Origin of the sequence: Shewanella sp. SM29 (assembly GCF_025654245.1) — a bacterium.
GTDB classification, from domain to species: Bacteria; Pseudomonadota; Gammaproteobacteria; order Enterobacterales; family Shewanellaceae; genus Shewanella; species Shewanella oncorhynchi.
In genome coordinates, this window is sequence record NZ_JAKKRN010000044.1 from 1 (window position 1) to 13,694 (window position 13,694).

The following is a 13,694-nucleotide window of genomic DNA, read 5'->3' on the forward strand; positions in this document are numbered from 1 at the left end:
AAAAAGTAAGATGATGGTCATCACTTCGCTCATCGTCATACGGCCAGCGCGATGACGCTTGCGTGTACCATCGATTAACAGCGTTTTTTCCCATTCTGGAATAAAAACAGCGCAAAAATCATCGACATCGCAAAACACTTCCACTAATTTATGCATAGGCCCTCCGGTGTGATGGGGTTTCTCTTGGTCGAAAGATCCGATCACTTGGAGGGCTATTAGTTCAACATTTCTTATCCCGAGTTCAGGTTACTTAACGATTCCGCCCCATCAAAAACATCGAGTCGCTTCGACTTCTATAAGTTCAGAAACCCTATGGCTCGCGGTATTTTACGATTGATTAAGGCTATAGGTTAACGATTCTGCCATAGCCAACTGGGCGTATTGAGTAAGTCTTGGCCTTGGATCTGCGTTTGGCCTAAGGTTTTGTCTAAGGCCAAGGTATTGCAGTGTTCAAATTGGCTTAAGGCATTGATAAGCCGATTAGCATGGGAAACCACCCACAACTGGCACTCTTCCGATACCTTAGCGATTAAGCGTGCAAGCGCAGGTAATAAGTCGGGATGTAGGCTAGTTTCTGGTTCGTTTAGCACCATAAGCTCTGGCGGCCTTGGGGTGAGTAGGGCGGCAATTAATAGCAAATAACGCAAGGTGCCATCCGACAATTCACTGGCATTGAGTGGCCTTAATAAGCCATTTTGATGAAATGCGAGTACTAAAATACCGCCCGCTTGGGGTTCAATGCGAACTTTAGCACCGGGAAAAGCATCGCTCACCGCATGATCAAAAGCCGCTTTATCACCTATCTCAAAAATGGTTTGAATTGCTGATGCAAGGTCGCGCCCATCGTGGTGCAATACTGGCGTGGCTGTACCTAATTGTGGACGACGGGCTGGCGCTTCTGCATCGGTTCTGAAGTGATCGTAAAAACGCCATGCGCGGATACTATCGCGAAGTTTTAGCACTTCAGGGCTGCGCTCTGGATCGGCAAGTTCGGTAAAAATACTGTCGCCGGTTTGCAGGTGTGCGCCTAAGGTTACCCAGCCTTGTCCGTCAGCACTGCGACTCTTCACCATAGGACCACGGCGCTCAACCAATACAGTTGAGGGTCGATACTTAGGCCCGTTCCAAATGGCTTCGCGCTTGATTTGTGGATCTAAGCCAAACAGCGTGGTGGCGTCGGGTTTGGGTAAACCGAGTTCAATAAGATAGCTAAAATCTTCGCCAGCAAATCCAAGCTTTAGGCGTTTTGGCGCTTGCCTGACGGTGGCTTCAATGGCAGTGTCGCCTGCTAGCATACTTTTGGTGGGGTTTTCTGGTCCCGCCCAAAAGCTGGAGTCGAGTCCGCCTTCTTGGGCTAAAGCATTGACAACGCCGCCTTGCGCCGTTTGTGCGAGTAAACGTAGTGCCTTGTATAGATTCGATTTACCACTGCCATTCGCCCCAGTGATCAAATTGAGTTGCCCTAGGGGCAAGACGATTTCACGCAGAGAGCGATAATTGAAAATAGCGAGTGTGGTCAGCATAGAATATCCAAGACTGAAACAAGCTGATAAACCAGTAAATTTATCGACAAAGTAAATTAAACATGACGATAAAACAATGGCATTTACAGTAGCACTTTGTTGAGCACTCTTTGCCAGTTACCACCCATAAAACGGTCGCGGTCGGTAGATTTAAAGCGCGCCTTGGCTAAGGCATCGTCGATACGGCTCATGCGGTCGATATGATTCAGCTCGGGGATTACTACATGCCTTGGCTCTGCATCAAAACCTAGCACGCCTTTCGCCCTCAGGCTGTACCACCATTCTTGATATTCTTTAATGCCTTTGGCGTTGTCATTACCCAGTGCCAGTAGGTTTTCTTGGCCACGGAGCGGGAAGTCATTCGCGATTGCCACGCAGTCCACTCCACCAACACGCATAACGTATTCCAGTTGTCGAATATAATCATCAATCGTGGGCACGGCATTATTGGTGAGCCAGAAACTCATCATAAACACGCCGAATACGCCGCCGCTATCGCCGATGGCGCGGATCACTTCATCGGGGGAACAACGGGCATGGTTTACTATACCGCGCGCTGCGCCGTGGCTTTGCACTATGGGTGATTTAGTGATTTTTGCGACATCTAAAGCGGTTTGAGCGCTGGAGTGACTCACATCGACTAAGATATTGGCGTGATTGAGTTTGGCGATAAGCTCGTGCCCGTGGGCCGTGAGTGGTTTATTGAGTCCGCCACTGGCATCATTATCTAAGGCGCCACCGGCAAAGGTATTGCCGTAATGGTGGGTGAGTTGCAGTACGCGTAGCCCTTGTTGATGAAACTCATCTACCCGCGCCCACTGGTTAGCTTCACTGTCTTCTTCGACACAATCTGCGCCTTGGATTTGAAAGTATACCGCAGTGCGCTGGCTGTCGCGTGCACGTTGAATATCTCGTCCCCTCAGGCCTTGCAGTAAAATATCGGGATGATCGCTCACCCGTTTAGCGGCCTGCTTAATGCTTTCCATGCAAGCTTTATAGGTGCGTTTGTAGTTTTGAGTGCCATCGGCTTGTTCTATGGTCTCAATAGCCGAAATATCGCAAAGATAGGCATCGAGCTTAGCGGCAGTTACATCACTTAAGTCATCGGGAAGGAAAGATAAACCATCGACATATATCCGCCTCTGTGCGGCGGCAAAGCTAGGTAAACTGGCGAGTGGACTTAACAGAGTTGCTGCGCCAAGACCTTTAAGGAGTGTACGACGGTAGTGATTGACTGCCTTGATGGGCATGCTCGGTTCCTATCAATAACGCAAATGTAACTTCTTTATACCTTTTTAGGGCGTAGAAGTCTTTGATTAAATCCCTTTTTTGGCCTTTGCCCCTGAGCTAGAGTTGTGATTATTTGTTGTTGCCGAGTGGTTTCAATTATCGCTTGTCGCAGTAAATGAAAACCCTCGGGTTATGATTATCGAGTGGCTTCAACCATTGCTTTTGCCAGTGAGTTAAGGCCGTTGGTGCGCGATGGGCTGAGCTGACCTTCTAGGCCCAATTGTTTGAAGTAAGCTGTAGGATCAAATGCTTGGATTTCAGCGCGGCTTTTGCCATGGCAGGCACCAAGTAATAATCCAATCAATCCCTTAACGATGCGGGCATCGCTGTCGGCTAAATAATAGTGTTTGCCAGCCTGTTCTAGATGGTAAATCCACGCATCACTCTCGCAGCCTTTTACTTGAGCGGTCTCGATGCGAAGCTCAGGGCTTAAACTTGGTAAGTCTTTCCCTAGCAACATAATTTGGCGATATCTTTCCTGCCAGTTAGGGGCATTGGTAAAACGCGCCAGTAAGGTTTCGGCATCTTGCACTAAATAGTGAAAATCGGCCTCATTTGGCATGATTGAATCTGTCATAGGGCTAAATCCTGTCTCATTTATCTTGAGCATCGTATGAGTGGCGTAGATCAGTGGCTAAATGCTGGATTACAGCAGCAAGTCTTTTACCGAGGCTAACGCGGTAATAAAGCGGTCGATATCGTCTTTATTGGTGTAGATACCGATAGAGGCGCGGCAACAGCCCTTAAGATTCAGGCTCTGCATTAATGGCATGGCACAATGATGGCCACAACGAACGGCAACCCCTTGTTGGTCCAGCAAAATGCCTACATCTTGGTGATGTTCACCGGCAAGATTAAACGCGACTACACCGATATTGTCATCAAAGGCGCCGTATAAATGCACTTCACCGAGCGCGCGCAATTGGCTTTGTAAATAGTTAACTAGTTCAGCTTCATAAGCTTGAACCTGCGGCATGAGCTCGGTTTGTAAAAATGTAATGGCCGCGCCCAAACCTATGACTTCAGCAATCGGCGGTGTGCCCGCTTCTAAGCGATTCGGCAGGTTGCCAAATTCTGTCGCCTCAAAACTCACGCGTTTAATCATCTCGCCTCCAGTTAATAGTGGCGCGAGATTATCTAAGGCGTCGAAACGGCCGTAAAGCACGCCAACACCAGTGGGGCCATACATTTTATGCCCCGAGAAGACGTAAAAGTCACAATCGATTTCAGTCACATCCAGCGTTAAATGCGCCACTGCCTGCGCACCATCAACTAAGGTGATAGCACCTTGTTTTTTCGCTAACTGCACTAGCTGAGCCACGGGATTGACTGTACCTAGGGCGTTGGAAACATGGCACAGGGCGACGATTTTAGGCTTTAACTCGAGCAAGGTTTTATAGGCGTTGATATCTAAGCGGCAATCCTGACAGAGCGGGATTGGTTTAATGATTGCCCCTGTGCGTTTCGCCAGTTCCTGCCAAGGCACGATATTGGCGTGGTGAGCGGCGGCGTCGATTAATATCACATCGCCAGCGCTTAATTGGGTAGTCAGTCCAAAGGCGACTAAGTTGATTGATTCTGTGGTGCCGTGGGTAAAAATGATTTCTTCGCGGCGTTTTACCTTCAAAAATTGCTGCAACTGATCGCGCACTTTCTCATAGCTTAAGGTCGAACGCGCTGATAACTGATGCGCTGCACGGTGCACATTGGCATTGTCGTTGGTGTAAAACTGTGCCATGGCATCTAACACCATTTGCGGCTTCTGGCTGGTGGCTGCTGTGTCGAGATAACATAGGGGATAACCATCAAGCATTTGATTTAACGCTGGGAATTGCGACCGAATCTGAGCATTTTGCTGATATGCTTCAGATGAGCCAAGTGTCACTGTGGTATCAGGCATAGCACTCGCCGAGGCATGGGATGTTTCAATGTCAGCCATTGTATTCGTCGCTGTGTGAGTCACAGTATTTGGCGTAGGCGATGCAGGTTGAGTCATGGGCGAGGCTAAGGGCAATGAAAAAGGCCAAGGGATCTTCTGTGATCTGCCATGTGAATGCAAGTTTTAGCGGTTTGTTGAGGCGTTGGTATCGGACAGTGGTATTGAACGCCTAATTTCACTAAGGTCTGTTCAAACTGTTGCCTAATAGATATTTCGCACGCCTTAAACGGTTTTAGACTCTAACGTATCATTGAGCTTAGCTATGATGCGATTTTTCTAATGTTTAAGTTTCTCTTTTAAATTCAGCTAATACTTTAGGCTCAATTCATCCACCTAAAGTTAAAACTCCGACTATCCTAAATTGGACGTCCTTCGTTGTCAGTGTTTGCTGGAGAGTAGTTTTATGGTGAAGTTTTTAAAAGACTTACGGATTAAACATAAGATGATCGCCCTCGTTGGGGTGATGTTAGTACTGATCTTGATTTTGTCTGGATTTAGTCTGTTGAAGATGCAGCGTGTATCGGAGGAAATTCATGGCATTGCAGAAGAGAATATTCCATTAGTCAGGCTATCGACTGACATCACCATTAAGCAGCTTGAAAGCTCTGTCATTCTAGAAAAAGCGTTTCGTGCCGCGGATGTTGACGCCGTATCCAGCCCACTCATTCTAGCGGCTTTTATTGCGGATGTTGTTCAGCACAATGAAGACATTAGCAAGGAGTTGCTCTCGACTCAAACCATGCTTGGAGAGGCATTAAAAAACGCTAAAACTCCTCAAGTACGTGAGAAAACACAGCAGCTAAATCAAGATATTGACACGATCATTCAACATTTTGCAGATTATAAAGTCCTGCTTGGCACCGTTATTTCGGGAATTCAGCAAAAAGAAGACCATACCGCTTTAGCTAAGCGGGTTGAATCTTTAGAGGAAGCGCAAAATGTGTTTAATGCTGAGCTAAGTCAATTCGTAGAACGTTTAGCGTTGATGACTCAAGCTGCAGTTTCTGTAACAGAGGAAGAAGAGCTTAGGGCCATTTATGGCTTAACGATTATTTCGATAGTGTCTTTAGTCATAGGATTATTAATTGGCATCGCTTGCAGTCAATACATGGTCAAATCTATCAATCGGTTACGTAATTCTGCCGCCATGATGGAAAAGGGCAACTTTAACCAAGAGCTGCGCGTCGATTCCAAGGATGAATTAGGCGAACTTACCGTCAGTATGAATCAAATGGCGTGGACTTTAAGTAAAACTGTTGGCCAAGTGATTGCTCGAAGTGAAGAAATTGCCTCTATGGTGACTGAGCTTAATGCGGTGGCCGAGAATAATCGTGAGGCCATGTTGAGGCAGCAGGATAACACTGACCAAGTCGCCGCCTCTATGACCCAAATGGCAGCAACGATCACTGAAGTGGCGAGTAGTGCAGAAACTGCTTCGTATTCAGCGGGACAAGCTGAGCATAAAGTGAAAGAAAGTTGTGAGGTTGTCGATGCGAGCGAAAAAATCTCGAAGCAGTTGGTTGCCAGCGCCCAGTATTCGAATCAACTTATTCAACAGGTTCAGGCGAGTACGGGAAAAATCCTCAACTTTGTTTCTGTGGTCGATGCGATAGCTGGGCAGACGAACTTATTAGCTTTGAATGCATCGATTGAAGCGGCGCGGGCGGGAGATCAAGGTCGTGGTTTTGCTGTCGTTGCCGAAGAAGTGCGGGCATTGGCAACGCGCAGTCAAACGGCCACGCAGGAGATCAGCGATCTTATCCAAACACTCGTGAAAGATGCCAAATCCTCAGTCGAATCCTTCGCCAATAACGATAAGCAAATCAGTGAGTCATTACTGCTCGTTAATCAAGCCAAGCAGCACTTATTTGAGATTTTAGATGCGTTGACTGAACTGACTCAGGCTAATACTCAAGTCGCGACCGCCAGTGAGGAGCAAGCCGTGACCGCCGAAGATATTAGTGAGCGCATTAATGCGATTCGTGATTCGGGTGAGTTGGTACTCAGCAGCGCTAACGAAACCGCGAAAGCCAGTGAGTCACTGTCTAACCAGGCTAATTCATTGAGGGAAACGATGCAGCAGTTTAAGGTGCGAGTTGTTTAAATGTATTAGCCCATAATTCAGTGTGCCAACGACTGACAGCGGTTAACTTAACTGCGCCACTTCATCTAGCTTGAGCCTCATTTGTGCCTTAACTCAATGTGAGGTGTGTATATCCCCAAACAATTTGAAGATGCAGGATTCAAGTTGTTTGGGATATAGGTCTCTCTTGTTATCCGACACACAATTGCCGTAAAAATGATACTGGTTGTGCAGTGACTTGCAACAAACTGTTGTAATATGTAGCGCTAAATAACGACTAAAAATGTGAATTAAATGGGCATGCGTATTCTTTGGCTTCTTGTGTTAACGCTGAGCATTCTTCCTAGAACCGCTGCAGCATCAGATATTGCGAGCAGTGTTACTGGAGGAACTAATCGCCTTGCTGACGGCGGTGATTTTGAGCTGGGCATGAGTGTTTACGGGATTAATCAAGTCGATGTTCGGCAAACGGATTCTGGTTCTGCACAGTTGTCGCTGTTAGTCAGTGGCATGTACCAGTACAAAGGGCTGTTTGTTGAGATGATCCATCAATCTCAAGATGGCATTAATCTGGGATTTAATCTTTGGAGTTCAGAGGATTGGTCATTAGAACTGCTATTGGCTAACTTGCAAGGTTCATGGTCCCGTCCTGATGTGGATCCCAGTACGCTGGATGAAGCTGGCCGCAATGCTTATCTACTATCGGAAGATTCTCTCTATGTTGGTGCCGGTTTTCGTGCCACACGTTATTGGGGCGATAACTATGTTTTTCAGTATAGGTTAGTATCTGATTATTATGATGATCAAGGTATTCAAAGTTCTGCCAGATTGGGTAAGTCCTGGCAGGTTCGTAATTGGAATTTTCACGTATTGGGGAGCGTAGGTTACTCATCTGCCACCTTGAATCGCTATCTTTTTGGGATCAGTAAGGAAGAAGCCACTGAACGCTTTCCTGAGTATCGGCCGGATAGCTCTTTCAGTTACGGCATGGAGTTAGGGGTTGCCTATCCGCTGAGTGAAAATTTTGTCTTTCGGGCCATGTATCGCTTCAATGTGTTATCCCAAGAAGTGACCGACAGTCCCTTCAATCAAGCGAGTTATACATCGTATTTTAATGCTTCTCTTAGCTATGTGTTTTAGGAGGAGGGCATGAATCGATTTTATCAATTGTTAGCGGTAGTGATGCTGAGCGCGCCTTTTTTGGTTTGGAGTCAGGATGATGCCGTTATTTTTACCGCGACCCCAGAACGCTGCATTGCACTGCATAAAGGGCAAACTTGCTATCAAGATGTATTGTTCCGATGGCAGACACCCGCGAGCGGCGAGTACTGCCTCATACTGACAGACCGTCAGCACCAGTTAACCTGCTGGACTGGCAAAGCTTTGCAAGAATATCAATATAGTTTTGAAGGGGATAAAACGGCGACTTTTAGTCTTATCCGTAATGATGATGTACAACCGCTCGCACAAGTTAAAGTGGTCGTGACATGGGTTTATAAGGCCCCTAAACAGAGTCAGTCCGGTTGGAGGTTATTCTAATATGTCAGTTGCAAAGCATATCTTAGTCGTAGAGGACGATACCTCTCTGGCAGAGTGGATCAGTGATTATTTACTGGATCACTGTTACGGAGTCACAGTGGCCAGCCAAGGTGATTTTGCCTTAGAGATGATAGCCGATGAGATGCCTGACCTAGTGCTACTCGACGTGATGATGCCGGTTAAGAATGGCTTCGATGTGTGTAAGGAGGCCAGGGGATTTTATACTGGGCCCATTTTATTTATGACGGCTTGCGTTGAGGACGGCGATGAAATCCGCGGGTTAGATGCCGGTGCTGATGATTACCTCACTAAGCCGATTCGACCACAGGTGCTGTTAGCGCGGATAAAGGCCCTGTTACGCCGAGTGAGTGATGAGGAGCAAAAGCAGCAATTAGTGTTTGATTCTTTAGTGTTAAATGCGACGGCAAAGTCAGTCACCATTGATAAACAGCCGCTGGATTTGAATGCCAATGAGTTTGATGTCTTGTGGCTGCTGGCATTGAAGGCGGGCACGATAGTGAGTCGCAATGAATTGGTGGCTCAACTGCGGGGCATTGAATACGATGGCCTAGACCGCTCGGTGGATATTCGCATATCGCGCTTACGCAAGAAGTTGCAGGAAGCGTTGAGTCAGCCCTATAAAGTCAAAACCATTCGTGGCAAGGGATATTTGTTTTGCCGCGATGAGGCCGAGCAAGCTTTATGAAGAAGTTAATGACTTCTCTGGTGCTGGTCGTGCTGGTGGCCATTGCCAGCCTAGGCTGGTCGATAAGTGAGTTTGCAACACTTATTGATCCTGATAATGAAACGTCTAGCCCAGCAACTCACCTCGCGGCATTAAAACTGCTGGGCGGCTCACTGGCGCAAACGTTAGATAACGATCCCGCCCCAAATAATGCGTTTATAGACAACTGGAATCAGCGAAATGCAGATCAATTGTCTTTGGTGAATGAAGCGGATTTTGTCTTACCCTCAGCCCTAAAGACAGAGTTTTATTCAGGGGAATCATTATTGCTGGAGTCCGATGACGGCATCTCTTTGCACTATTTATTGCCTAAAACGGGTCAGGTGCTGAATATCAATACCCAGATAGTGACGCCAGCCGATGTGAGTTTTAACGCGAATAAGCTGTATACCATGCTTTTTTATGGCGGTGTGGTGGTGATTTTGTTGGTGTGGGTGTCTCCTTTAATCCGCCAACTGGTTAATCTCAGTAAGGTGACTCAAGCATTTGGTATGGGAGAATTACAGCAGCGAATTGTGGTCAGTAAAGCGTCCTACATAGGCACAATAGAAAGCGAATTCAACCGTATGGCAGATCGCATCCAGCAATTAATCGATGACAATAAATTGCTTAGTCGGGCAGTTTCCCATGATTTAAAAACTCCGATTGCGCGGCTGCGATTTGGTATTGCGGCGTTAGAAGAAACCCAAAGCGAACAACTTAGGGTGAAGTATTTTCAGCGATTGAACCGCGATCTGGACACTATGGAAGAGTTGGTCATGACACTGCTCAGCTATGCCCGCCTCGATGAGGCGAATATCCAGCCCGATTGGCAGTCGATTGAGCTCAATGCTTGGTTACTCGAAAAGTATCAAGGTCAAGTGTACCCCGATTTTTCAGTTGAACTGGTTCCCTATCCCACAGCGCTCAAGATCAAGACAGATCCCAAGTACTTATCAATGCAGGTGAATAATTTGCTCAATAATGCGCTGCGTTTTGGTAAGGCAAAGATTCGGCTGACGTTGGCATCGGAAGATGGGATTGCGTGGTTACACGTTGACGATGATGGCCCTGGCATAGATGAACAGGAATCTACTCAAGTGATTAAACCTTTTGTGCGTGGTCAGCACAGCCGGGGAAATTCCGGTCATGGCATGGGTCTGGCGATTGTCGATAGAATTGGTTGTTGGATGGGGTCCCCATTACGTATTGGCCGTGCTCCTGACTTAGGTGGGGCTCGCATGTCACTAAAATTCAAGGCTGAAGTTTAAAGTTGGGGTTTAATACGATTGGTATAATGCGAGGTTTGAGCCGTTTTTGTCTGTTTCTTTAACATGAGCTGAAGCGAGCAATGCGGCTAGGCCTACGTAATCTAATCTGCTGAGTTGATTTAGAGATAGAGGCAGAATGACTCAACTCACTATACGAATGAGTGCCTAACGAATTGGTGCTGAACAGGGGGGATTTATAAATAAAACGCACCAGCCTTGATACCTAACGAGAATCTAGACTGGTGCATTTTTGATGAGCAATTAACTTTTCACATTGACATTGTTAAGTATGTAATCTGTTTCATAGATGCGGGAACTCGCATTTTCTGGCTTGCTATGTAAACCTGTGACTTCGACCATGACAGAGGTTTCTTGATTCATCGTCGAACTCCCCCACAAGATATCCTTACTCGCGCTCGCTCCTACTCCAAACTGGCCAATTGCATCACGATCGGTTTGTTCGTGAGTAAAAGTGAAGTAGTTATAACCCGCTTGTTTGCATAACTCTGCTGACTTACGCATGACGTACTTTCGGGCCAATGCGCGGTCAGTGTTGGTATTGCCAACAAAGCTTATCTGCCAGCTATCGGGTGCAATCTGTGCGGTTTCAAATCCTTTACCGAAAGACCAAAATTGCTTTTCGGTATCGTAGGAAGTGGCACAAGCTGAAAGCATCAGAGCTAATCCAGCACATAAAAACGTTTTTCTGATAAGTGTCATGGTCTTGTCTCGTCAGGTTGTTTAGAAGCTATAGTTCACGCCAAGGGTAGTAACCCACTGGTTGTTACTGTCTATTAGCGGAGAGTCTGCCATGTTGGCACCTATGTACGAGTAACCTGTGGCTTGAGTAATATCTAAATGCTTAGTGACTGGAATAACCAAAGCGTAGCCTAGCTTATATGCAAAGGTGCCGTCGGCTTGATAGGCAGGGCGCTGCGCCGTAGCTTCAGATGACGTCACACCTGTGTAGTAGTTTGCGAAGTCTTTACTGAAGTAGTGCACACCTGCATAAGGCACCAGATCACCGAAGCCTACATTTATTGGATGGTAATAGGTGATATCAGCCTGAAAACCATCATAAATATTGGTGACATCGTGTTGGAATTTGGTTGATAGCGTGCCATTTCCTAAATGAATGTCGGCGTTTAAACCCAGATCACCACTGAATTTGCGATCCTTCATGCCCGTTAAAATATCCGCATCATCGGCATCAAAGCCGGGATTGGCAACGGCAAAGATACTGAAATTAACGGCACTATCGTTCGTGCCTAAAAAGCGGTAGTTGATGCCGGACAGATCGGCGTTGAAGTCTTCACCGTGGTAGCCGCCATTGAGGTAGGCACCTGTTTGGTGATCTTGACCCTTATAAAACTGACTACCAGTAGCAACACCTGCGCCAGCAAAGAACTGATCTTGATGACTATAGATATTACCGTTACGAATGTAGGTATTGCTTTCAGCAAGAGCGTGGCTTGACATCAAAACACTTGTGATTACAAAGCAAAGTTTTTTCATTTTTTTATCCTTAAGACATCTGTCTAGTGACTGTGATGCCACTATATTTCACTTCTTAAAAGGACTCTGTATCCGAATGTAACCTAGACCATGTATTGCAGCCTTCTCGCATAGCCTGGCGCTGGTGAGCTCGTGGAGCTGAAGACGATGACCTTTTGCTAAGCCGGAGGGATAAGATAAACAAGACTAAGTAATAGGTAGCTTTTGATTGAATGGAGCAGAGAGCCCATTGATGAGGTGATATAAAGGTAAAAAGTTATGCCTCTAAAGCTATTTGAAATCAATAGCATCAGGGGGATTTGACCCGATGCTATTGGTCAGTCATTCAAACAACTCGCCGACTAAGCCTAGGGGCTAAGGGCAAGGTAATCTAAATTGATCGGACAGTTGGTTTAATCGTACTAATAGCTCTGGCGATAAGGTGACTTTTAAACTGTCGATGTTTTCTTTCAGTTGATATAAGTCGGTGGCACCTATGATATTGGAGCCGACAAACTTACGTGAGTTAACAAAAGCTAACGCCATTTGTGAGGGCGTGAGTTTGAACTCGCGGGCCAAATCGACATAGGCTTTTGTCGCCTCCAGAGCCATTTGCGAACCTGTATAGCGGGCGAAACGCTTAAACAAGGTCAGGCGCGCGCCTTCAGGCCACTGGTCGTTGCAATATTTTCCCGTCAAGGCGCCAAAGGCCAGTGGCGAATAGGCCAGTAATGGCAAGTTTTCGCGGTGACTGATTTCGCTCATGCCGACTTCGAAACTGCGATTAAGCAAGTTATAGGGATTTTGCACACTCACAATACGCGGCAAGCCATGTTTTTCGGCGAGTTGCAGGTATTTCATCAAGCCCCAAGGCGTTTCGTTCGACACCCCGATATAGCGCACTTTACCTTGGCGGATCACTTCTGCGAGCGCTTCTAGGGTCTCGAGGATCGGCGTTTGATGCTCATGCTCTTGTTGATCGTAAAACAGTTCACCAAAGAAATTGGTATTACGGTCAGGCCAATGGATTTGATAAAGGTCGATAGTGTCTATTTGGAGGCGTGCTAAAGATGCATCGACCGCTTGGTGGATGTTGTTCCAGTCCAGCGCCATATTTTTGCGAATGTAATCACTTTTACCCCCAGGTGCGGCAATTTTTGTGGCGATCACTAAGTCGTCTCGGTTACCGCGGGCCTTAATATATTGCCCTAGGATACGCTCGGTTTCCCCTTGGGTTTCCGGCTTAGGTGGTACGGGATACATTTCCGCCGTATCGATAAAGTTGATGCCATTGCCTATGGCGTAGTCCAGCTGTGCAAACGCTTCGGCTTGGATATTTTGTTCGCCCCAAGTCATAGTGCCCAAACAAATTTTACTGACCTCAAGATTAGAATGCGGTATGCGTCTGTATTCCATCTATTTCTCCTACGGAAACTCTCTTAGTTTGAGGCTACCAAGCTTTTGCTGTAAAGCAAAGGTTAAACCATAGGTTGAAATGTTAGTGCGCTAAAAATAGCCAGCAAGTTTAGCCATCCTGCCCCATTTTGAGGCATGCCATTGGCTGAAGTTTGTTCGCTGAGTTGCTCTTTTAACGGTTTTAGCGCTTTACTGCACTGAAATGGAGATTTTGGCTTATTTTTGTAAACCTTAGGTACTACTAAATCAGTAATGACGTATTTATGAATAAATTGTTATAAAACTACATTTGCAGATTACAGTAAGTAAGGATGTGAATCTGTGTCACAAAATTGCGTAAATTTACGTATCTAACTTACGAATTTGCAGCGGAATGTGACGCCAATATCGGAATCTGCGTTAACAAATCTCTACC

Annotated in this window: 12 protein-coding genes and 2 pseudogenes; 6 read left to right on the forward strand and 8 right to left on the reverse strand. The window is 46.4% G+C overall.

Annotated elements, in window-relative coordinates; genetic code table 11:
* Window positions 1-144, reverse strand: a pseudogene (locus tag L5L77_RS20710) (IS982 family transposase); the annotation flags it as partial.
* Window positions 145-247: 103 nt separating this feature from the next.
* On the opposite strand from L5L77_RS20710, the pseudogene L5L77_RS20715 reads away from it, so the two are divergent.
* Window positions 248-337 (forward strand): annotated as a pseudogene (locus L5L77_RS20715) (cupin); the annotation flags it as partial.
* Between the two features lie 13 nt (window positions 338-350).
* Here the strand turns inward: L5L77_RS20715 and L5L77_RS20720 are convergent.
* From L5L77_RS20720 to L5L77_RS20735, 4 genes are all read right to left on the reverse strand, one after another.
* Window positions 351-1,523, reverse strand: coding sequence for an AAA family ATPase (locus L5L77_RS20720; protein ID WP_263192614.1), 1,173 nt, complete (start codon window positions 1,521-1,523; stop codon window positions 351-353).
* A gap of 83 nt (window positions 1,524-1,606) precedes the next feature.
* On the reverse strand, window positions 1,607-2,773 hold the full coding sequence (locus L5L77_RS20725) for a dipeptidase (protein ID WP_263179480.1): 1,167 nt from the start codon (window positions 2,771-2,773) through the stop codon (window positions 1,607-1,609).
* A gap of 176 nt (window positions 2,774-2,949) precedes the next feature.
* Entirely contained in the window at window positions 2,950-3,390 is a 441-nt protein-coding gene (locus tag L5L77_RS20730; protein WP_263192612.1) for a SufE family protein, read from the reverse strand.
* A 69-nt stretch (window positions 3,391-3,459) separates the two neighbouring features.
* Window positions 3,460-4,809 carry a cysteine desulfurase gene (locus tag L5L77_RS20735; protein WP_263192611.1) on the reverse strand — a complete coding sequence of 450 codons (1,350 nt, stop codon included), beginning with the start codon at window positions 4,807-4,809 and terminating at the stop codon, window positions 3,460-3,462.
* Window positions 4,810-5,155: 346 nt separating this feature from the next.
* Here L5L77_RS20735 and L5L77_RS20740 point away from each other — a divergent pair, with 346 nt between their 5' ends.
* From L5L77_RS20740 to L5L77_RS20760, 5 genes are all read left to right on the forward strand, one after another.
* Window positions 5,156-6,856, forward strand: coding sequence for a methyl-accepting chemotaxis protein (locus L5L77_RS20740; RefSeq protein ID WP_263192610.1), 1,701 nt, complete (start codon window positions 5,156-5,158; stop codon window positions 6,854-6,856).
* 279 nt (window positions 6,857-7,135) lie between these two features.
* Window positions 7,136-7,975, forward strand: coding sequence for a MipA/OmpV family protein (locus L5L77_RS20745; protein WP_028761859.1), 840 nt, complete (start codon window positions 7,136-7,138; stop codon window positions 7,973-7,975).
* Window positions 7,976-7,984: 9 nt separating this feature from the next.
* Window positions 7,985-8,374: a DUF3019 domain-containing protein gene (locus tag L5L77_RS20750; RefSeq protein WP_263180374.1), complete on the forward strand. Its 390-nt coding sequence runs from the start codon at window positions 7,985-7,987 to the stop codon at window positions 8,372-8,374.
* 1 nt (window position 8,375) lies between these two features.
* Window positions 8,376-9,080, forward strand: coding sequence for a response regulator transcription factor (locus L5L77_RS20755; RefSeq protein ID WP_263180371.1), 705 nt, complete (start codon window positions 8,376-8,378; stop codon window positions 9,078-9,080).
* Entirely contained in the window at window positions 9,077-10,369 is a 1,293-nt protein-coding gene (locus tag L5L77_RS20760) for an ATP-binding protein (RefSeq protein ID WP_263180369.1), read from the forward strand. The genes L5L77_RS20755 and L5L77_RS20760 overlap by 4 nt, the downstream gene beginning before the upstream one ends.
* 261 nt (window positions 10,370-10,630) lie before the next feature.
* Here L5L77_RS20760 and L5L77_RS20765 read toward each other — a convergent pair whose 3' ends face one another.
* From L5L77_RS20765 to L5L77_RS20775, 3 genes are all read right to left on the reverse strand, one after another.
* A complete protein-coding gene (locus tag L5L77_RS20765) occupies window positions 10,631-11,089 on the reverse strand; it encodes a CC0125/CC1285 family lipoprotein (protein WP_028761861.1) in 459 nt (152 codons plus the stop codon).
* Between the two features lie 21 nt (window positions 11,090-11,110).
* Entirely contained in the window at window positions 11,111-11,884 is a 774-nt protein-coding gene (ompV, locus tag L5L77_RS20770; RefSeq protein WP_317629720.1) for an outer membrane protein OmpV, read from the reverse strand.
* Window positions 11,885-12,238: 354 nt separating this feature from the next.
* Entirely contained in the window at window positions 12,239-13,279 is a 1,041-nt protein-coding gene (locus tag L5L77_RS20775) for an NADP(H)-dependent aldo-keto reductase (RefSeq protein WP_263223380.1), read from the reverse strand.
* Window positions 13,280-13,694: the final 415 nt, after the last annotated feature.